The sequence below is a fragment of the Sinorhizobium alkalisoli genome, from assembly GCF_008932245.1.
GTDB lineage: Bacteria > Pseudomonadota > Alphaproteobacteria > Rhizobiales > Rhizobiaceae > Sinorhizobium > Sinorhizobium alkalisoli.
On record NZ_CP034910.1, the window covers coordinates 970945 to 991717 of the forward strand.

The following is a 20773-nucleotide window of genomic DNA, read 5'->3' on the forward strand; positions in this document are numbered from 1 at the left end:
AGGCGATGAGCAACTTTTCGCGGACGCAGACCGTACGCAAACATGTGGCTGCCACAAAGAACGGTGTCGTTGCGGCGCAGCACCGAATGGCGGCTGTGGCCGGCGCCGCCGTGCTCGAGGCCGGCGGAGACGCCATCGACGCGGCCGTTGCCACGTCCTTCGCCATCGGCGTGGTCGAACCCTGGATGAGTGGTCCGGCGGGCGGTGGAGCCATGGTCGTGTGGCGCGAAAGAGAGAGGCAGGCCCGCACCATCCAGTTCGGCATGCGCTCGCCCTCGACCCTCGACCCAGCGGACTATCCGCTATCCGGCAATGGCAAATCCCCCGACCTCTTCCCATGGGCCGCTGTGGTGGACGATCGCAATGTGCAAGGCGCCACCGCCATCGCCGTGCCCGGAACGGTGGCGGGCATGGAGCTTGCGCACCGGACCTACGGCACGCTCCCCTGGCGCGACCTGCTCATGCCGGCTGTGGGCCTTGCGCGGAAAGGCATGCTGGTCGACTGGTACGCCTCGCTGCTGATCGCTTCGACCGCTCGGGAACTGGCGAAGGACGCGGATGCGGCGGCGCTGTTCCTCGATGAGGGGCAATGGCCGAAAGTCGCCGGCTGGACGTCGCTTGCCACCACAAGGCTCGACCAGAGCCTAATGGTGGAAACCCTGTCGCGGCTGGCAGAGGCTGGACCGCGCGACTTCTACGAGGGCGAAATCGCCACGGCGCTGGTTGCCGACATTCGGGCCAAGGGCGGTTGCATTTCCCGCGAAGACCTGGCCGCCTACCGCGCGAGGCTCACATCCACCATCGATGTGCCTTATCGCGGCGGCGTGGTCCATGCCGCCGAGGGGATGACCGCCGGCGCCAATCTGGCCGAATGTCTGGCGATGATGGAGAATGCCTTCACGCCGGGCGGTAGGCCGGACGGCACGAGCTTCGCGGAAATGGTCCGCGCGCTCGGCCGGACCTACGAACGCCGTCTGCGCGAAATGGGCGATGCGGAAGTCTCTCATGCCCCTTCCTGTACGACCCATTTCAGCGTCGTTGACCGCCACGGCAATATGTGCGCCGTAACGCAGACATTGCTGTCCATCTTCGGCTCGCGCGTGGTTTCGCCTTCTACTGGCCTTTTGATGAACAACGGCATCATGTGGTTCGACCCGGAGCCCGGCAAGCCCAATTCGTTGGCGCCGGACAAGGCGTGCCTGATGAATGTCTGCCCGACCATCGGCGAGAAGGACGGGCGGCGCTTCGCCATCGGCGCCTCGGGCGGGCGGAAGATCCTGCCGGCGGTGCTCAACCTCACTTCCTTCCTCATGGACTTCGGCATGTCGCTGGAAGACGCCTTCCACCATCCGCGCGTCGACAACAGCGGCGGCGGAACGATCGTCGCCGACGAAACCCTGCCGCGGCCGATCATCGAAGCGCTGGAAGGCGTCCTGCCGGTGGTGACGGCCAGAAGAACCGTCTTCCCCTATGCCTTCGCCTGTCCGGCCGGCGTCATGCGGGAGAACGGCATCAATATGGGCTGCACGGAAATCATGTCGCCGTGGGGCGACGCCGTACACGAGAAGGAAGGAGCCTGACGTGGCCACCCGCGACAGCGCTATCGCGCGCATCAACGACTATCTTGCCTCCGGCGGTTACGAGGAGGAGCTTGGCCGCATGGTGGCCTTCGAAACGGAAAGCCAGGAGCCGGCGAAGCGGCCGGAACTCAGGCGCTATCTGCTTGACGAGATGGCACCCAAACTCGCCGGACTCGGCTTCACCCATCGCATTCTGGAAAACCCCGCCGACGCACGGGTGCCGTTCCTTTTTGCCGAGCGCATCGAGAATCCCGCCTTCGAGACGATCCTCGTCTATGGCCATGGCGATGTGATCCGCGCCCAGGCCGACCAATGGCGCGAGGGCTTGCATCCCTTCAAGCTGGTGCGCGAAGGCGACCGTCTCTATGGACGCGGGACCGCCGACAACAAGGGCCAGCATTGCATCAATATCGCTGCGCTGCGGGCCATAATTGCCGAAAGAGGCGATCTCGGCTTCAACTGCAAGATCGTCATAGAGATGGGCGAGGAATGCGGCTCGCCCGGACTGGCAGAGCTTTTCCGGCAGAACCGCAATCTCTTTTCCGCCGATGTCCTGATTGCTTCCGACGGTCCGAGGCTGCATCCGGATCGTCCGACCCTGTTCATGGGATCGCGCGGCGCCGTCAATTTCGACCTCCGCGTCGATCTGAGGGAAGGCGCGCATCATTCGGGCAATTGGGGCGGGCTTTTGCGCGATCCGGCCATCGTGCTGGCCCATGCGATTGCAAGCATCGTCGATAGGCGCGGCCAGATCAAGGTTCCCGAATGGCGGCCGACGAGCCTGACGCCCGCCGTGTGCGAGGCCCTGAAAGACTGCCCGGTGGGCGGCTACGACGGTCCCGCCATCGACGCCGACTGGGGCGAGGAGAGCCTGACGCCTTCCGAGCGTGTCTTCGGGTGGAACAGTTTTGCCGTGCTGGCGCAGACGAGCGGCGTGCCGGAAGCGCCTGTTAATGCTATTTCCGCCAAGGCCCGCGCCCATTGCCAGCTGCGCTATGTGGTGGGCACCGACCCGGACGACATTCTGCCAGCATTGCGCCGGTATCTCGACAGCCAGGGCTTTGCGGAGGTGAAGATTGTTCCGGCCGATCGCGGCTTCTTCCATGCCACCCGGCTCGACCCCGACCATCCGTGGGTGACGCGGGTGAAGCAGTCAATTGTCGTAACCACGGGCAAGAAACCCGCCATCCTGCCCAATCTCGCGGGCTCGCTACCCAACGAGACCTTCGCCGATATCCTCGGGCTTCCGACCGTCTGGGTGCCGCACTCCTATCCCGGCTGCTCCCAGCACGCGCCGAACGAGCACGCGCTCATTTCGATGACAGGGGAGGCGCTGGCGATGATGGCAGGGCTTTTCTGGGATATTGGAGAAAGAGCCGCGGCCGTGTAGGTCATCCATCGGAATTCCCGATGATGCTACCAGTTTCTTCCGTTTCCCTTGTTTCGGCCAAGCTGCGATCTCTTGGCGGAAACAAGGGAAACCGAAGACATGGCATCAAGGATTGTGAGCTGGCAGTTCGCAAGGCTCTGGACGTAGAGTCGCGATATGCCGACCTGAACGGCTACGGGTGACCCGTTTTCGTTCCGTGTTCAAAAGATCGCATAATGTATCGACTGGAACGCTGGTGCGACGGGTAATCGTTTCAGTTTTCGTGTTACGGCGCAGTATCGCGAATGCGTCCGCAAAGCGGGGAGTGCACACACACAGAGTTTTGAGTGGACGGGCAGGGGCGGTGTCGGGAAGATGCTTGCGAAAACTGCCGAGGCCTCGTGATGGAACGTAAACTCGCAGCAATCGTAGCGGGCGATATCGTCGGCTATACGCGACTGATGTCCGAGGATGAATCCTCGACCTACGCGGCCCTGCGCGCTGCCTTCAGCGAGCTGATCAACCCTTTGGTCAAGAAGCATGGTGGCCGCACCTTCAAGACCACCGGCGACGGCTTCCTGGCGACCTTCCCGAGCGTTAACGAGGCGCTCGATGCGGCAATCGAAATCCAGAACGGATTCGTCGAGCGGCCGTTCAGCCTGCGTGTCGGCATCAACCTAGGCGACGTCATAGAAGACAATGGCGACATGTTCGGTGATGGTGTCAACGTCGCGTCCAGACTGGAAGCCATGGCAGCGCCGGCCAGCATTTTCGTGAGCGAGGCCGTGGTCCGCAGTGCCGACCGGAGCCGCAGCAAGCTTTTCTACAGTATCGGGCGAAGGCAGGCCAAGAACATAGCCGAGCCGCTCGCCGTCTATGCCGTGCGGCTCGAGCGGGAGCCGGCGCCCGGCCGGGGCTGGCTACGGCGGATGGTGCTCCGCCGGGGTGCCGCTTTGCCTGTCGCGGTCGGGACTGCGGGACTGGTCGTCGTCGCCGCTTTCACCCAGGTGCCCGCGTTGCGGGCGATCGGCGCGGATCTGACCAACGGCCTCGTGCATCTCACGGGCGGTGAGCCCGCGGCCGGCCGGCCGGCCGTTGCGGTGCTCCCCTTTGACAATATGAGTGGCGAGGCCGATCAGGCCTATTTCGCCGACGGGTTGACCGAGGACATCATTGCCAACCTGGCGCGGAACCCCGAGCTTCAGGTGATCGCGCGCAACTCGACCTTTGCGCTCCGCGGCCAGGCGGAGGACATCCGTAGGATCGGCGAACGACTTGGGGCCGGCTATGTGGTGGAAGGCAGTGCCAGACGCGCCGGCGACCAGCTTCGGGTGGTGGCGCAGCTCATCGATGCGCGCAGCGGCGCCCACCTCTGGTCGCGCACCTACGACCGGCGGGTCGAGGACGTCTTTGCGCTTCAGACAGATTTGACGGCCGAAATCGTCTCGCATCTGGTGTCTTATGTGCGCCAATCGGAGGTATCGAACGCGGCCGAACGCCCGACGGAAAACCTTCAGGCCTACGACCTCGTGCTTAAGGCGCGTGACCGCTACAAGCACGGCTCGAACGATGCCGAGTCGCTGATGGCCGCGCGTGCGCTGCTTCATCGTGCCCTTGAGCTCGATCCCGGCTACGCCGCGGCGCGCGCCAATCTCGGCATGACCTATATTGTCGACTTCCTGCAGAATGTCAGCGGCAGGGCGACCCGTACCGACGTGGAAACCGGTCTCAGCGAGGCGCGGCAGGCCGTTCGCCTCGATTCCAATCTCGCGGTCGGCTATCAGGTCCTGAGCTTCGGGCTTTCGGCCGCTGGCGACTACGCTGGCGCCATGCAGGCAGCTGGGCGTGCCGTCGAGCTCAATCCGAACGACCCGGACAGCCTGATGGCGTTGGCAAAGGCTCAGGTCCGGTTCGGCAGCTATGATGAGGCTGTCCGAAACGCCGAGCGGGCGCGGCGGCTCCACCCGATGGCGCCGGAATACTACACCTATGTCTACGGCCAGGCACTCTATGCTGCCGGCCGCCTCGATGAGGCCGACCGGGTCTTGCGGGAATGCCTGATCCGCGCGCCGCGCGAGGCGGATTGCCTACTGATCCACACGGCAGTCCTCACACAGCGTGGAGACGTGCAGGGCGCGCGGCGCGCGATGGCACAGCTCACCCAGGTCGAACCCCAGTTCTCACTTGCCACGGAGCGCGCCAATCGTCGCTTTGGCAATTCTCCGCTCATGGATGAATTTCTCTCTCAGCTCGCGGAAGCCAGGGCTCCTGACGTCACAAGCGGCGTCCGGCAGCGGCACTTCAGACCCTATCTGTAGAAGGAGCGAACCGTTCGCTCGCGCGCTGCGATGCAGCGGCGGGCATTGGCCCCATCGTTTCCAATGGCCAATGCGCGGCTTCGTGGCGGACGCGGAGGATAGGGTACAGATTGGCGGGCTCAAATGGCAGTCAGCGGCAGGCCGGGCAAGAGTTTGTCCAGGGTGATCGGGAACTCGCGCACACGCACACCGGTCGCATTGTAGATGGCGTTGGCGATGGCGGCGCCTGAGCCGCAGACGCCGAGTTCACCGAGCCCCTTGGCGCCGAGCGGGTTGGCTTTGTCGTCGTATTCCTCAAGAAAGACGACCTCCATCTCCGCAACGTCACCGTTGACGGGGACATGATACTCGGCCAGATCGTGGTTGACGAAATGGCCGTAGCGGGGATCGAGCACGGTTTCCTCCATCAGTGCAGCACCATGCCCCAAGTCATTCCGCCGAGGATCTGCGAGCGTGCGGTCTTGGGGTTGAGGATGCGGCCCGCACCGATCACCGACAGCATGCGGCGCATGCGGATCTCGCCCGTGTCGGTGTCTACCGCGACTTCCGCGAAGTGCGCTCCATAGGAGTGCTGCGAGTAGGCTCTGTAGCTTTCCGTGTCGCGCGCGGCGGCGACCGAACCGGTGGCCTCCATGCCGTTGGGAGCAATTCTGCCGATGAGATCGGCCAAGCTTACGGAACGGTCGCCGACCCGGATCTCCCCGCCGACGAAGATCGGAGTGACGTCGTTCGCACCCCGAAGCGGGGAGCGGTCGCTAGATCGGGCCGCCTCGATGACCCTCTCCTTGAGGGTGCTGCAGGCGTGGTGCAGTGCAGAACCCGCGCTCGCCGCGCCCCAGGAACCGCCGGAGCCGGCCGTGCGCGGGAAGCGGCTGTCGCCGAGTTCGACCTTGACCGCGGTGATCGGCACCCCGAGGCTTTCGGCCGCGATCTGGGTGAGGATGGTGTAGGTGCCGGTTCCGATATCGGTCATGTCGAGACGAGCCGTGACGCGGCCGGTCGCATCGATCGCCACCTTGGCCGTCCCCGCGCCGATATAGTTCGGCCGGATGGCGGCCGCCATGCCGTAGCCGATAAGCTTGCGGCCCTCGCGGATGCGTCTCGGGCTCGGGTTGCGGCGTTCCCAGCCGAAGCGCCGCGCGCCCTCCTGCATACAGGCGACGAGGTTACGCGTTGAAAACGGCACGCCTTGTTCCGGATCCACGATCGGCTCGTTGCGGATCCTGAGTTCGATCGGATCGAGGCCGAGTTTGTCGGCGAGCTCATCCATCGCCGATTCCAAGGCGAGCATGCCTGGCGCCTCGCCCGGCGAACGCATCCATTCGCCGCGATTGAGGTCGACGGGGACGAGGCGGTGGCGGGTCAACCGGTTCGGCGCGGCATAGAGCGAGCGGCCGAAGACCGCGGTCTGCTCGCAAAACTCCTCGAAGCCGGAGGTCGCGGACCAGACGTCATGGCCGACCGACGTCAGCCGCCCGTCCCGGTCCGCGCCGAGGCGCACCTGTTGGACCATCTCCGCCCGATGGCCGGCATTGGCGAACATCTGCTGCCGCGTCAGTGCGACCTTGACAGGGCGGCGCAGCACCCTTGCGGCGAGCGCCGCGAGCACGGTGTCGGCATGGACGATCAACTTGGAGCCGAAACCACCGCCGATAAACGGGCTGACGATGCGAACACGCTCTCGCGGAATGCCGAGCGTGCTGGCGAGGCCGGCCTGGAAGTTGGCAAGCGTCTGTGCGGACGTGTAGATCGTCACCTCGTCGGCTGACCAGACGGCGAGCGTCGCATGCGGCTCCATCGGGTTGTGGTGCTCGTAAGGCGTCCGATAGGTCGCGTCGACCTTGACCGGAGCGGCGGCGAAAGCGCCTCCGAAGTCGCCGATCGCGCTGTCCGTCTCGAAGCCGGCATTGGTGCGCCGGGGCGTGTAGGCGTCGGCGAGACGCGCCGGCACATCGAAGACGCCGCGCTCCTCTCGATAGCGCACCCTGATGAGCCCCGCCGCGGCACTCGCCGCCTCGAATGTTTCCGCCACGACAATCGCGACGGGCTCGTCGTAGAATCGAACCCGGTCGCTGTTGAGCACGGGGCGCGCACGAGTGAAGACCTCCGGCACGGTAGGCGTCACCGCTGGGCCGAAATCCGGCTGAGCCGGTGCGTTCCGATAGGTCATAACATGAAGGACGCCCGGCACCTGCTCGGCTTCCGCGCTGTCGATCCCGACGATACGGCCCTTGGCGATCGCGGCGCCGAGGATGTAGCCATACGCCGCCTTCTTCACGGCATGCTCATAGGCGTAGGTCGCGCGGCCGGTGACCTTGAGCGGCCCATCGACGCGCGCGATCGGCTGGCCGACAAGGCCGTTGCTGCTTTCAGAAGAACGGTTTTCCGGGATCATGGTATCTGTCATCATCGCACCTCATGCACCTTCGACAGCCGCGGCGAGTGTCTGCCGTAGCGTGCGTTTTGCCAGCGGGATCTTGAAATCATTGCCGCCGTGCCCGATGGCTCCGGCGAGTGCGCTCTCGGCGGCCTCGGTAAAGGCGGCGTCGGCGGCGGCCGCCCCGGCAAGCACGTACTCCGCGTCCATCGGGCGCCAGGGCTTTGGTGCAACGCCGCCGATCGCGATGCGGGCGCTCTGTATGCGGTCGCCGCTCTTTTTGACAACGGTCGCGACCGAGACGAGCGCAAAGGCGTAGGAAGCGCGGTCGCGCACCTTGCGGTAGAGCTGCCGGCCGAGAGGCGGAGGCGGCAGGATCACGGCGGTAATCAACTCGCCGTGGCCGAGGTCCGTCTCGACATTCGGCGTCGAGCCCGGCAACCGGTGGAGGTCGCCGACGGGAATCGTACGGACCGTGCCGTCGGGCAGGGTGGTCTCGACCTGGGCGTCGAGTGCGGCCATGGCCACGGCCATATCCGAGGGATGCACGGCGATGCAGTCGTCGCTGGCGCCGAGCACGGCGTGCATCCGGTTGAAGCCCCCGAGGGCCGCGCAGCCCGATCCGGGTGCGCGCTTGTTGCAAGGCATGTTGCGATCATAGAAATAGGGGCAGCGCGTGCGCTGGAGGAGATTGCCGGCGGTCGAGGCCTTGTTGCGGATCTGGCCGGACGCGCCGGCGAGAAGCGCTTGGCTGAGCATGGGATAGCGTGATCGCACCCGCGGCTCGGCGGCGAGATCGCTGTTGCGGACCTGTGCCCCGATCCTGAGGCCGCTCTCCAGCGTCTCCTCAATGCTGTCGAGCGGCAGCCGGCTGATGTCGACGACATGTGTTGGCCGCTCGATCTCCAGTTTCATCAGATCGAGAAGATTGGTGCCGCCGCTGATGAACTTCGCTTCGGGCCGGGCTGCTACGGCGGCCGCCGCCGCCGTCGCGTTGCTGGCGCGCTCGTAGGTAAAGGGTCGCATGGGCTCACACCTCTTCGGCTGCGTCGCGGATGGCGGCGACGATGTTGGGATAGGCGGCACAGCGGCAGATGTTGCCGCTCATGCGCTCGCGGATCTCCGCGTCGGTCAGCGCCGCGGGCCCGGCCGCCACATCGCTGCTTGCATGGCTTGGCCAGCCGGCCCGAACTTCCTTAAGCATTCCCACGGCCGAACAGATCTGTCCCGGTGTGCAATAGCCGCACTGGAAGCCATCATGGGCGACGAAAGCCGCCTGCACCGGGTGCAGTCGGTCGCCATCGGCAAGCCCCTCGATGGTGGTGATCTCGTCGCCGTCGTGCTGGGCGGCGAGCGAGAGGCAGGCATTGATCCGCCGGCCGTTGACGAGAACCGTGCAGGCGCCACACTGGCCGTGGTCACAGCCCTTTTTCGAGCCGGTCAGGCCGAGATGGTTTCGCAAGGCATCAAGCAGGGTCGTGCGTGGATCGAGCTTCAAGGCATGCTCCTCGGCGTTGATCCTGAAGCGCATCGGTATTCTCGATATCGGCGCCGCGGCGGGCCCGGCCGTAATGGGGGCGCCAGTCTCCGCGGCATCGACGGGCAAGCCGGATGCGAGGGCGAGGCAGGTTGCCGCCCCGCCTTCCAAAACCGCCCGGCGGGTAATCCTGTAGTCCTTTTCAGCCATGAATGATCTCCTGGTCGCAGCGGCAGGAGCCGGGAGGGGCTTCTGCCCTCCGGCGAGCCGGCCCCTTGCTATCTTCTACAGGCGGGATTTGGGTGCGCGGGGGATCGCTTTCTTTCAGGAATCCGGAGGTCCTGTCAGGATTCCGGAGAAAACTGCAGCCGGTAGGCGCGCGGGGTGATGCCCTTCAGCCGACGAAACGTCGTGGTGAAATGGCTCTGGCTGGAGAAGCCTAGGCGGAATGCAATGGCGCCGATGGCCATGCCGGTCTCGCGCAGGAGCAATTCCGCCCGTCTTATACGTTCCTCGAGAATATAGGCGTAGGGCGGCCGCCCGGTCGTCTCCTTGAAACGCCGTGCGAAGGTATCGAGGGGCATGCCGGCAATGGCTGCCACCTCGCTCAGCGAGATATCGGAGGCGATGTTGGCTTCGATGTAGTCGCGCACTCGCTCGAATTTCCGGCGGCTGAGGCGGCCTCGGCTTGCGGCCAGACGCGGACTTCCCTCCAGGCTGGTCATTCGCAGACCAATAAGGGCAACCAGGTGCTCGACATAGACGGTTTCCGGCACGTGGCCGAGCGACATCTCGGTGCGAAGCGATCGCAATAGCGTGCCGATGACCGCGTCGCTCCGGTTCACCAGTACCGGCATGTCGCGCAGCAACTCCAATCCCGGAAGCGCGAGCTCGGGATCGATCCACACGGCGGAGTAGGAGAGGTCGACGTCGCGGTAGAAGCCGACGCGTTCTGCGCTCGCGGGAACAAAGGTGAGGACTCCGGGTCGGTCCTGGCCGTCATAAAGGGTCTTGCCATCGGTGCGGATCGATGTCCGGGACGTGCTGCCCCCGTCTGTCAGCACGATCAGATGATGCGGTGCCGTCCAGCGAATTTCCGCTTCCTGGCACGCCCAGCGCCGACTGTCGAATACGACCGACGAGCCGATCCAGGACGCAGTCTGCAGCGACGCCGTTTCTTCGTTCCGGGCCCGAATACGTCCGTCGCCAAGCAAGGGTTTGAATGACATCGCGGCATTCCGTTGATTCGCGCCGGGCAGGCTACGACACAAGGGCATAAGGCATCGGTGCGGTCCGTCGCCGACCCATTGCGAGTCATAGGAACAACAGTCCGACCTTGATAGCCCCCACTTGTTCAAGGATGTTCAATGATTGGTGACCGCTCGTTGCGGTGCGTTGTTAGGGCCGCTTCGACGTTCGCGGGCTCGCGGCCGAATTGTACAGCGTCACCGTCCCTTCCGCATGGGCGTGGGCGTGAGATTGTGGACTTGTGGTTCGATTCCTATCAAGGCGAGGGGGGCGACCTTCCGGGCTGGGCGGCATGTTGCCGCTTTCCGATCGTCTCAGTCGGGTGGTGAGCGGAAGTCCGACCGCCCCTCGGGTCAAGTCTGATGCGCGCCAATGAGCGGACTTAGCGTGGGATTATTTCAGTGGCGCAACCGAGCCGCGACGGATGAGCTCGCAGCGATACTTAAAATGGCTTTCAGCCGGCGCGCGCCCGGCGATCATCTCGACCAGCATGCGCACGGCGAGAGCGCCCATGTCTCTGTAAGGCAAGGCCATCGTCGTCAGAGGCGGGTGAATACCGGTCGAGACGATCTCGAAATCGTCGAACCCGACGATTGAAACGTCATCCGGCACTCTGAGGCCGAGATCCGCGGCCGCGCAGTATACTTGCAGCGCGGTCTCGTCATTTCCGCAGACGATCGCCGTCGGCCGGTCGGGGCTACTTAGAAGATGGCGGGCACTCTCGAAGGCGACGAAGCGATCGGAAAAGATCGGGCCGACACGGCCGGGGACCACCCAGTCCTTCCGCACTTCGATCTCGGCCGCAGCCAATCCGTCGAAGAATGCGCGGCCACGAAGGTCCGCGGCCAGAAGCAACTCGTTCAGCATCACATAGGCGATCTTCCGGTGTCCCTCTTCGACAAGATAGCGGACCACATCCAGCCCGCCTTGATAGTCGTCCGGCACGACGGAGGGCAGCGCGCGTTCGGGGGCGCTGCAGTTCACCAGCACCGTCGGCGTGTTTGGAAACTCCGTATCGGACGGGACATGGCGATGAAACATCGTCACGTAGAAAACGCCGCCGATGCCATGCTCGCGAAAAATCTGCCAGGCGCGCTGCTCTTTCGCCGGATCGGCGGAGGTGTTCACCGTCAGCAGCGTATACGGCGTGTCGTCGAGGGCGTCCTGAATGCCGCGCACGATGTCGGTTGAAAACGGCGTCGTCGATACGACATCGGTGATTAGGCCAAGGACGCTGGAACGGCTGGTGCGCATCAGTCGCGCCGCCTGGTTCGGCACGTAACCGAGCGTCTCGATCGCCCTCTGGACCTTTTTCTTGGTCTTCGGACGGATCAAGCCTTCGCCGTTGACGACGCGCGATACCGTTCGGTCCGACACGCCCGCAAGTGCTGCAACATCCTTGATACTGACCATCCTCATCCTCTCACCGCAAAAATAGCTTTATTGACGCCTTCGATAGCACTGCGGTCACACGAATAGCTATGGGCTTCCCTTGATCAACCACGACGTCAGCCCTTCACGCCGGCCCGTACGAAGGAATCGATGATCCAGCGTTGCGCCACCACAAAGACCAGCAGCACCGGCAGGATCGACAGCGACACCGCTGCGATGACCTCCGAGGTTGCCGATGAGTTCCCGACCGGATCGCGGATCGACATGATGCCGACCGGCAGCACCATCTGGTCGACCGAGTTCAGGAAGATCAACGGCATGAAATAGTCGTTCCAGGTCATCGTGAAGATGATGACTGAAAGTGCTGCGATATGCGGGCCAGCCAAAGGCACGGCAATCGACCAGAAGGTGCGGAAATGCCCGGCGTTGTCGACGCGCGCCGCCTCGAACAGTTCCTTGGGAAGGGTGAGGAAGAACTGCCGCATCAGGAAGATGCCGAACACGCCAGACATGCCCGGCGCGAAAGCGCCGGTGAGGCCGGGAAGGATGATCGACCACTGACTGTCCACCAATCCGAGCCAGCGCATCAGCAGGAACAGAGGCACCAGCGTCGTCTGGATGGGAACCATCAGGGAGACCAGTAGCAGAGCAAAGAGCGCGTTCTTGAACGGGAAGCGGAGCCGCGCGAAGGCGTACCCGGCGATCGTGGTCGTTGCGACGTACCCGAGAGTGACTGTGGTCGCAAGCACGGTCGAGTTCCAGAAGAAGCGGCCGATCGGGACATCCGAGGCAAGCAGCCGGCGGTAGCTTTCCAGGCTGGAATTCAGTCCCGGCAGCCAGCGTGGCGGAAGCGTGAAGGCTTCCGCCACAGGCCGGAAGCTGGTGGTGAACATCCACAAGAACGGGGCCACCATCACCAGCGCGCCGAGCCCGAGCACCGCATATATCAGCGCGGTGCGCAGCCGCGAGATCATTGCCCGTGTCTCCGGAGAGAGACGCGCCGACAGCCGGACCGGCGTCATATCCCATGAGATGTGCATTGGCTTATTCATAGAAAGCCCACCGCTTGGAAAGGGCGAATTGGATCGCCGTGACAATGACCGTGATCGTGAGCAACAGCAGCGAGATCGCCGAGGCGTAGCCCATGTCGAACGACTTGAAACCCTGCTCATAGATGTACATGACCAGGCTGCGGGAGGCATCGCCCGGCCCACCATTTGTCAGCACGATGATCGATTCGAACACCTTGAAAGCGCCGATCGTGTTCATGGTGAGCAGGAACAAGATCGTTGGAGACAGGAGCGGCACGGTGATCTGCCAGAATGTCCGTAGGCTGCTCGAGCCATCGACGCGCGCCGCATCGTAATAGTCCTTCGAGATGCTCTGCAGCCCTGCCGTCGCGATCAGCATCGCGAAACCAACATTCTTCCAGATGTCGAGGATGATGACCGACCACAGCGCGTTGCGGGCGCTGGAAAGCCAGCGCACGGGCTCGATGCCGACAAGACCGAGGTAGTAGTTGATTACCCCAATGTCGCGTTGAAACAGGAATTGCCAGATCACCGCAACGAAAATCAGGCCGACCAGCGACGGGAAGAAAAAGGCCGCGCGGTACGCATATTGCACCGTCTTCGACATGTTCCGGTTGAGCAGGACCGCCAGCACCACGCCGAGTCCGACATTGCCTGCCACGGCAAAGACCGCGAAGAAAGCAGTGTTGCCTAGGACCTTCCAAAGCCGCCGGTCGTCCAGCATCGCTTCGAAATTGGCGAGCCCGACGAAGCTCGGACTGCTGAACAGATCATATTTCATCAGGCTGAAAACCACCGTGGCGACCATCGGCCCTGCGACGAAGACCGCGAAGCCAATCAAGGCCGGCGCGATGAACAGAAGACCGGCAACGGTCTCCTTGCGGTTTTGCGGCGAGAACCAACCCGCCGCCGCATTGTTAGCGGTCTTGGTCATGGGTCACCCCCGCTGGATCTCGGCTTCGAGTTCTTCGTGGGCCTCGGCCAGCGCCTCCTCCGCCGTCAACTCTTCGGTGATGATCTGATCGAATGTGCGGCCCAGGATGCGGTCAAGCGCGTTGAAGAAGGCGGGCGCCGCCACGGGCTTCGCCGTCTTCAAGGCATCGAAGAACACCGGCGCGCTCTTCGGCGCGGCAAGGAAGCTTTCCTTTCTCGCCGCTTCCTCGTAGATGGGGATTTGCTGGCCGATCTCCATCAGGGCTGTCACGGTCTCAAGTGAGATCAACTGCTTGATCGCCTGGAAGGCGAGCTCGGGATTCTTCGATTGGGGGCTGATGCCCCAGCCGCCGCAGCCAAACACAGTTTCGGCGCTTGCCTTACGCGGCCAAGGCACGATGTCGAAATCGGTGAAGCCGTTCGCGACCCAGCCGGTCACCGGCCAGCGGCCAGCACCGACCATGGCGAAACGCCCGGCAGCAAACTGGTCATAGACATTGAGCCCGATTGGGTCCGGCGAGACGCCGTGCTCATAGACGAGAGCGTGTATGAACTCGGCAACCTCGAGAATCTTCGGATCGTTGAGGTTTGAATGCTTGAAATCCGCGGTAACCGGATATGTGCCGTTGGTGAGATACCAAGGATGAATGGCGAAATTGAACCAGGGCAACCCATAGCCATAGATCTTCTTGTCGCCTTCGCCGGTTGTCAGTTTCTTGGCGATCGCGACGAAGTCGTTCCAGGTCCAATCCGGCTTCGGCGGCTCCACACCCGCTTCCTTGAAGATGCGGGTGTTGTAGTGGATGACCATCGTCTGGCCGCCGTTCGGGATCTCATAGATTTTGCCGTCGACGGTGAGCGCGTCCTTTAGTTTGGCCGGGATCTTGTCAACAAGGGCCTTGGCTTCCGGATCGGCGGCGATCAGATCGTCGAGCGGCATCAGCAGTTTCTTGTCGACGGCGAGCCGCAACCCTTCGACCGCGATGTTGATGATGTCAGGGGGATTCCCGCCGGCGATCTGGGTCACCAGCTTGTCTGCATAGTCCGACCATGAGGAGATCGGAGCAATGTTGTCCTGCACCGTGACGTTCGGATAGATCTTACGAAATCGTTCGAAGGCCTCGCCATAGGCCTTCGCCTCCGAGGGGTTGCCCCAGTTGTAGGTGGTTAGCTGTGCAGTGGTGTCTTTTGCCGGGGCGCCTGCCTGCGCTGCCCTTGTGGGGGACATGGCCGGTGTCAGGACACCGGCTGCGGCCAACGCCGTCGCCTTGGTCAAAAAGTCTCGTCTGTTCATGCTCATTTCCTTCTCCTCCTCAGGATGAGCGCCAAGTGCATGTCAGCGGTTTTGGTAGCGACAGGCACAAGAACAAGAACCTGAAGCGCGTCGCATGATGAATGCGCCGCACTTCGGCGTCTTTTCAGTTTCCTTTCGATACATTCGCTGCCGAGCGGCGCCGCGTCGTCTCCAACTTCCTTTCGATTTCGATGTCGCGGAGTTCCGCATAGGCGCGGAAACGCTCGTCGGCTGCATCGATCTGCCTGGCCTGTTCGGGCGTCAGGCGATCGCGGGCGACCCTCTCCGGAGTGCGGTCGCCGGGCGGCGTTGGCAGCCTTTGCTCAACCGGCAGGATGCTCAGCTTCGGCGATGGAAGCGTCTGGTACCAATAGGCGGTCGAGGCCCAGTCGTCGCTCAGGTGGTTGGCGTGGCCGTGCTCGATCGTCACACGGATCCGATTCTTGAACCGAACGGGATCGGTGAGATGGAAGCGATAGGAGACTTGATAGCCGGGAACGATGCTCTCGTGGATCACCGAGCCGTTCGCCAGGAAGGCGTTGTTCTGCATCCCCCAGGCGTGATTGAAATAGTCCTCTGTGCCAGTGCCATGAATCGACGGCGGCCAGGTATCTTCGTCGACGAAGATCATCTCGTCGCCTTCGCCCCACCAGGAGCCTTGGAAATGCGCTACCGAAAGGTTGCAGCCAACATATTGACCGCGTCCTTCGGTCTCGAGGATGACATAGTTCTCGTTGCCGTCGAGATTCGGAATGTTGGTCTCGGGGCTGTTGGTCTGCAGATTCGGACCCCAGCCACCGCACGGGTTTTCGCGCCGCCAGGACGCGTGGAAGTAGGCGATATCGTCAGCCAGCGGTACATCATAGCGCTCGAAGTCGATATAGAAGTACTGGCCGTATGGGACGTCGTTCTGGTTTTCGATCTCGACAATGGCGCGCTTGCCGAAGGGCATCTGGAAATAGCTGTTGAACGCAGCACTCCCACCGAAGCGATAGCGCTCCTCCGGCTTGGTCGAGACGGAGATCGGCAGGGAAGAGAAGTTGCCCGGCATGGAATGACCGGTGCAGAAGAAGTCGCCAAGCGGCACCAGAACCGACGGAGAATCCTGATCGTCCCAATAGATCTTCAGGAGCACCTTGCGGTAGTAGTGCGGGTCGGCAATCTCCCAGTTGAGACCGAGTGCGTTGTGAATCTCAAAGACCGGCGCGACGTAATTGCCGGCCGTCGGATCAATCAGGCCGGCCCCAAGAACGCGTCGGCAAAATTGCGTCATCCAGATATGCGTGATGCAGCCCGGACCCTCGATTTCGGCGAGGCGGACGGTGGAGTTAGCCGGGATCAGCCAGTAGTCCTGGTTCTTGCCCTCTTGGTCCCAACTGGAAAGGCGTCCGGTCCGCGCGTCCTTGACGCGCGCGAGGTCGGCAAGCATCGAATGTCCTGGGTGGCTGCTCGTCATCAATGAGTTCCCTTGGTTGAATGGCCCAGACGATTGCCGTCCGGCCCGAAGAAGTGCGCGCTCTCTGGCGCGAAGCGGAAGTGGAGCGGGGCGCCATCGGGAAGTGCCGGCCCGTCCGGCTCCTTGGCGATCAAATCAATACCGTCGCTCGTTCGTGCGTAGATCAGGCGATGCTCGCCAAGGTGCTCCTCGAACTGCAGCCGCGCGCTGAGAAAAGCCTGATCTGATTCACACAGAGCGAGGCTTTCCGGCCGCACCCCGAGCGTCGCACGCCCGGTCGGACCGGCGGGCGCCGGGATGGCCCTCCCGAGCGGGCCTCGCGCCAGCCCTTCGCGTTCAAGAGTCACCGGAAGGAAATTCATCTTAGGGCTGCCGATGAAGCTGGCGACGAACAGGTTTGCCGGCGTTCGGTAAAGTTCGAGCGGCGTGCCCACTTGCTCGATCCTGCCCTGATTGAGCACCACGATACGGTCAGCGAGCGTCATCGCCTCGACCTGGTCGTGAGTCACGTAGATCATCGTCGCGTCCACGATCTTGTGGAGTTTCGCGATTTCGATGCGTGTCTGAACCCTGAGCGCCGCATCGAGGTTCGACAGCGGCTCGTCGAACAAAAAGAGGTGCGGCTCGCGGACGATCGAACGTCCGATTGCAACGCGTTGCCGCTGGCCACCGGACATGTCCTTCGGGATACGCTGCAGCAGCTCCTCGATCTGCAGCATTTTCGCAGCGCGGGTGACGCGCTGGTCGATCTCGCCCTTGTCCAAGCCGGCGATCTTCAGGCCGAAGGCCATGTTCTTATAGGCGGTCATATGCGGATAGAGTGCGTAGGACTGGAACACCATCGCCACGCCACGTTCGGCCGGCTCGAGCAGGTTTGCCACCGTTCCGCCGATCCGGATCACGCCTCCAGAAATCGGTTCCAAACCGGCGATCATCCGCAGCAACGTGGACTTTCCGCACCCAGACGGTCCGACGAAAACGACGAATTCGCCAAATGGTATTTGAAGATCAATTCCGCGGATCACCGTGGCGGCACCATACGACTTTGTGACGCCCTCAAGGTGTAAATCAGCCATTTTCTCCTCCCTCGACCTGGCTCCGTGACGCAGCGTTCTGTACGGACTTGCCAAATGTCGACGTCGAAATTAGATATCGACGTCGACATTTGTCAAGTCTTAAAGTTTCGGGGCGCTGTGCGGCGCAAGGGAGAAGTAATGAGCAACATCGCGGAATTGGACGCGGCGCGTGGAACGCGCTTCGAGTTTTGGGCCCGTCGGAAGCCGGCGAAATCAGAGGCGGAGCATTCCGTTGGGGAGGCATTCGCGTTGCGCGCCGGCGCGCTCCTCGTCTACCGGATTGCGGCGCTGCCGCCCTATTTTCAGTTCTACGCCTATACCCATCACACGAACGAGCCCCTCACGCTGGAATGGGACGAAAACGCCATCGAGCTGTCGCTGTTCTACCGCTTTCATCCGGAAAGCGTGGCCGAGGAGGGGGTGACCTTCCTGGATCTGCGGGGCGGCCGCCTCGTGGCTCGCCCGAAGGAGGCCTTGCCGGCATGGTACCAGAGCGACCCTGACCGGCCGCAGCTACGGTTCTCGCCGTTTCGCGCGTGGATGAACGATCCCAATGGCCTTTGTTTCGTCGACGGTCGCTATCACCTGTTTTACCAGTTCCATCCGGTTGAGGCCGAATGGGGACCGATGCACTGGGGCCACGCCGTAAGCGACGATCTTTACCGCTGGACGCATCTTCCCGTGTTCCTGCACCCGGAACAGAATCTCTGGTCTCTGGGCGCGACCGGCGGCGCATTCTCCGGAAGCGCGTTCATCGGCCCCGACGGGCATTTGAGCTTCTATTACACCGAGCGGTTGCCAGCCTATGACCACTTCAAGGACTACAAGGAGTTGCAGAAGCTGGTGGTCCCATCGACGGACTTGCTGCATCAAGAGGCCAATCGTCTGGTTCTCGTCGATGGCCCGTCCGGTAGTGCGCATGACTTCCGCGATCCCAAGGTCTGGTACGATGCATCGCGTGGGGTCTACCGAATGGTGCTCGGAGCCGCGATCGACGGCGACCCGGCGGTATTGCTCTACGGCTCCGACGATGGTGCGGAGTGGAAATACTTGTCAGTCCTCTACCGCGCTCCCGAACATTTCCGTCAGCATGGCGCACGCTGCGTCGAGTGCCCGGACTTCTTCGAAATCGATGGGCGCTTCGTGCTGGTGATGGGTCTCGTCGGCTACACCGAGCCGGAAACCGGCCGCCACAACCTGCTATATGCACAGGTCGGCACGTTCGAAAACGACCGCTTCACGCCCCTGACACCTGCCTTGCAGGAACTGGACTTCGGCACTGATTTCTATGCGATGCAGAGTTTCCGGGCCAAGGAGCGGCAGATCGCCTTTGCCTGGCTCCTCAATTGGGAATTCAGGAAGCCGGCAGGATCGCCCTACAGCGGCGAGCTCTCGCTCCCCCGTGTGCTCGGTCTCGACACTCAACTGCGCCTGACGATGTTGCCTGAGGCGGGCTATCGAGCTCTGCGCTCCGGCGCATTGACGCGAGAATCCTCCGGCCATTTTGTCTGCGAACCTGGACAGCCGATCGAACTGTCACTGGCGGGCGCACTCGATGGTATTCGCATTGTCGGCCGCGGTGGCGACGGCGAGAGCTTTACGATCGCACACGACTCCGGACGGCTGCAGGTCAGCGTCGCGGAAGACGCCGGCGGCATCGAGTACCGCTCAACGCCGATCTCGCTTCAAAATCTCACGCTATTTTTCGATCGTGGCGTACTCGAGATGTTCGCCAATGACGGCGTAGTTTGCTGCACTCGCCGAACCTACAAAATTACGACACTCACGATGCTGGAACTGATACGGTCCGACGCGACCCGCTTCGATGCTTGCGAAGGCTGGAGCTATAGCTCCGTCTGGCGAGACTAGCATTTGCAACATTCGGTACACTGAAACAACAACTCCGCGGGCGTCAACACGACGCCCGCACGGCAGCAGAATATTGCCTTCGGCGGATTGGGCGAGTCTCGACAGTGAGGTACACGATTGACCGCTTTTCCCGGCAAATCGTCACCTTCACTCTATCGGTCACGAGCGGCGGCTTTGGGTCCGACAGCGGCTGCTGATCCGACGGAGCTTATGCAAGGTGTATTCCGGTAGATATTCCCGTTCTGTGCTCAAATGTGGCGGCCAGGTTGAATTGTCCGCCGTGGCGCAAAGTAGAAATGTCACTTTAGGCTGCCACACGGCACTGCGACTGGAATTCAATTCTGTCTCGCCGATATACGGCTCATCGGGCAGTATCTGACACGTGGCATCCAGACGATTGATCGGCGGCGACCGCACTTCGCCAAACCTGGATTGCGTTGCCAGGCGTCATCTCGTCGGCGGCTCGAAGGTTACGCCCCAGTTCTTGAAGATCGCGGCGATCGTTCCATTGCCCAGTGCCGTTGCGATGGCGTCGTCGACGGCATAGGCGAGATCCTTGTGCTGAAAATTCACGCCGACCCCGACAGTCCATTCCCCGCGGGCGAAACCCACAAGTGCCGGTTCGTGCACTGCGAGGCTCGCTGGGGGATGCGCGGCGATGGCCGCCTCAAGCTCCGCGCGCGGGGCCATCGCGGCCATGGTCTCGCCGGATGCCAGACCTTCCATGGCAAGCGCGGTACTGCGGTAGCGGCGAATCTTGTCCACCGGGCCGAGGAGAGAGGTCAGGTAGAAGTCGGCAATGGAGTCGTTTTCCACGGCCACCGTGTCGTAGCGGAAGAAAGGTGGCGTCGGTCCTTCTTCTGGATAGTCCTTCTTGTCGTAGGCGATCGCGATGGCCTCGGTCGCGTATTGGCCGGTGAAGGACACCTGCTCGATCCGGCAAGCATATTCGCTGTCATAGGGCACATGGAGCATCACGTCACTGACGTGGCCGCCGATCGCCGCGCCTTTCCACACGTAGTTGAGGAGGTCTGCGTCGAGCGTCTCCCCCGCCTGGACCAGCCGGAAACGAGCCTCGACGCCGAGTGCCTCAGCGATCGAATGGCCGATGTCCACATCGATCCCGCGTGCTTGGCCGTTCTCTTCATAGGACCACGGCGGAAAATCCTCATAGATCGCAAACTCGATCCAGCCCTCCTCGAGCACCCGATCCAACGAGCGCCCGACGTCCTGTGGAAAGGTGTTCTGCGGTTTGGGCTGCGGCACGTGGCCTTCGCATCGTGCGAAGGCCACGGCCGGCACGACGGCGCAGGCCAATACTGCGAGCGCCATGGCCCTGAGAGGATGCATGGC

General features: G+C 62.8%; 14 protein-coding genes and 1 pseudogene. 4 read left to right on the forward strand and 11 right to left on the reverse strand.

Features of this window, described 5'->3' with window-relative positions:
• The first annotated feature begins 5 nt into the window (after positions 1-5).
• The 3 genes from EKH55_RS22200 to EKH55_RS22210 all read left to right on the forward strand — a co-directional run bounded on the left by EKH55_RS22200 (position 6) and on the right by EKH55_RS22210 (position 5267).
• Positions 6-1580: a gamma-glutamyltransferase gene (locus tag EKH55_RS22200; RefSeq protein ID WP_151613177.1), complete on the forward strand. Its 1575-nt coding sequence runs from the start codon at positions 6-8 to the stop codon at positions 1578-1580.
• A gap of 1 nt (position 1581) precedes the next feature.
• Positions 1582-2970: a M20 family metallopeptidase gene (locus EKH55_RS22205; RefSeq protein ID WP_246231984.1), complete on the forward strand. Its 1389-nt coding sequence runs from the start codon at positions 1582-1584 to the stop codon at positions 2968-2970.
• Positions 2971-3353: 383 nt separating this feature from the next.
• The gene (locus EKH55_RS22210; RefSeq protein ID WP_151613179.1) at positions 3354-5267 is read left to right on the forward strand and encodes an adenylate/guanylate cyclase domain-containing protein; all 1914 of its coding nucleotides are present in this window, start codon (positions 3354-3356) and stop codon (positions 5265-5267) included.
• Between the two features lie 119 nt (positions 5268-5386).
• On the opposite strand, the pseudogene EKH55_RS22215 reads toward EKH55_RS22210, so the two are convergent.
• From EKH55_RS22215 to EKH55_RS22260, 10 genes and pseudogenes are all read right to left on the reverse strand, one after another.
• A pseudogene (locus EKH55_RS22215) lies at positions 5387-7674 on the reverse strand (xanthine dehydrogenase family protein molybdopterin-binding subunit).
• A 9-nt stretch (positions 7675-7683) separates the two neighbouring features.
• Entirely contained in the window at positions 7684-8670 is a 987-nt protein-coding gene (locus tag EKH55_RS22220; RefSeq protein ID WP_151613180.1) for an FAD binding domain-containing protein, read from the reverse strand.
• 4 nt (positions 8671-8674) lie between these two features.
• Positions 8675-9331 (reverse strand): 2Fe-2S iron-sulfur cluster-binding protein, encoded by a 657-nt coding sequence (locus EKH55_RS22225; protein ID WP_151613181.1) that lies wholly within the window; start codon positions 9329-9331, stop codon positions 8675-8677.
• 134 nt (positions 9332-9465) lie between these two features.
• Positions 9466-10350, reverse strand: coding sequence for a helix-turn-helix domain-containing protein (locus EKH55_RS22230; RefSeq protein WP_151613182.1), 885 nt, complete (start codon positions 10348-10350; stop codon positions 9466-9468).
• Between the two features lie 412 nt (positions 10351-10762).
• On the reverse strand, positions 10763-11782 hold the full coding sequence (locus EKH55_RS22235) for a LacI family DNA-binding transcriptional regulator (protein WP_192803867.1): 1020 nt from the start codon (positions 11780-11782) through the stop codon (positions 10763-10765).
• 95 nt (positions 11783-11877) lie between these two features.
• On the reverse strand, positions 11878-12801 hold the full coding sequence (locus tag EKH55_RS22240) for a carbohydrate ABC transporter permease (protein WP_192803868.1): 924 nt from the start codon (positions 12799-12801) through the stop codon (positions 11878-11880).
• A gap of 4 nt (positions 12802-12805) precedes the next feature.
• Entirely contained in the window at positions 12806-13726 is a 921-nt protein-coding gene (locus EKH55_RS22245; RefSeq protein WP_151613185.1) for a carbohydrate ABC transporter permease, read from the reverse strand.
• Between the two features lie 3 nt (positions 13727-13729).
• Positions 13730-15025: an ABC transporter substrate-binding protein gene (locus tag EKH55_RS22250; protein WP_151613186.1), complete on the reverse strand. Its 1296-nt coding sequence runs from the start codon at positions 15023-15025 to the stop codon at positions 13730-13732.
• Positions 15026-15143: 118 nt separating this feature from the next.
• Entirely contained in the window at positions 15144-16475 is a 1332-nt protein-coding gene (locus tag EKH55_RS22255) for a glycoside hydrolase family 172 protein (RefSeq protein ID WP_151613187.1), read from the reverse strand.
• A complete protein-coding gene (locus EKH55_RS22260; protein WP_151613188.1) occupies positions 16475-17551 on the reverse strand; it encodes an ABC transporter ATP-binding protein in 1077 nt (358 codons plus the stop codon). The genes EKH55_RS22255 and EKH55_RS22260 overlap by 1 nt, the downstream gene beginning before the upstream one ends.
• 138 nt (positions 17552-17689) lie before the next feature.
• Here EKH55_RS22260 and EKH55_RS22265 point away from each other — a divergent pair, with 138 nt between their 5' ends.
• Positions 17690-19420 (forward strand): GH32 C-terminal domain-containing protein, encoded by a 1731-nt coding sequence (locus EKH55_RS22265; RefSeq protein WP_151613189.1) that lies wholly within the window; start codon positions 17690-17692, stop codon positions 19418-19420.
• Between the two features lie 447 nt (positions 19421-19867).
• Here EKH55_RS22265 and EKH55_RS22270 read toward each other — a convergent pair whose 3' ends face one another.
• A complete protein-coding gene (locus EKH55_RS22270; protein ID WP_151613190.1) occupies positions 19868-20770 on the reverse strand; it encodes a substrate-binding periplasmic protein in 903 nt (300 codons plus the stop codon).
• Between the last annotated feature and the right edge of the window lie 3 nt (positions 20771-20773).

Coding starts and splice junctions, on each gene's coding strand:
- EKH55_RS22200 (WP_151613177.1), top strand. CDS start 6: ATGAGCAACTTTTCGCGGACGCAGACCGTACGCAAACATGTGGCTGCC.
- EKH55_RS22210 (WP_151613179.1), top strand. CDS start 3,354: ATGGAACGTAAACTCGCAGCAATCGTAGCGGGCGATATCGTCGGCTAT.
- EKH55_RS22220 (WP_151613180.1), bottom strand. CDS start 8,670: ATGCGACCCTTTACCTACGAGCGCGCCAGCAACGCGACGGCGGCGGCG.
- EKH55_RS22225 (WP_151613181.1), bottom strand. CDS start 9,331: ATGGCTGAAAAGGACTACAGGATTACCCGCCGGGCGGTTTTGGAAGGC.
- EKH55_RS22230 (WP_151613182.1), bottom strand. CDS start 10,350: ATGTCATTCAAACCCTTGCTTGGCGACGGACGTATTCGGGCCCGGAAC.
- EKH55_RS22235 (WP_192803867.1), bottom strand. CDS start 11,782: ATGGTCAGTATCAAGGATGTTGCAGCACTTGCGGGCGTGTCGGACCGA.
- EKH55_RS22240 (WP_192803868.1), bottom strand. CDS start 12,801: ATGCACATCTCATGGGATATGACGCCGGTCCGGCTGTCGGCGCGTCTC.
- EKH55_RS22245 (WP_151613185.1), bottom strand. CDS start 13,726: ATGACCAAGACCGCTAACAATGCGGCGGCGGGTTGGTTCTCGCCGCAA.
- EKH55_RS22250 (WP_151613186.1), bottom strand. CDS start 15,025: ATGAGCATGAACAGACGAGACTTTTTGACCAAGGCGACGGCGTTGGCC.
- EKH55_RS22255 (WP_151613187.1), bottom strand. CDS start 16,475: ATGACGAGCAGCCACCCAGGACATTCGATGCTTGCCGACCTCGCGCGC.
- EKH55_RS22260 (WP_151613188.1), bottom strand. CDS start 17,551: ATGGCTGATTTACACCTTGAGGGCGTCACAAAGTCGTATGGTGCCGCC.
- EKH55_RS22265 (WP_151613189.1), top strand. CDS start 17,690: ATGAGCAACATCGCGGAATTGGACGCGGCGCGTGGAACGCGCTTCGAG.
- EKH55_RS22270 (WP_151613190.1), bottom strand. CDS start 20,770: ATGCATCCTCTCAGGGCCATGGCGCTCGCAGTATTGGCCTGCGCCGTC.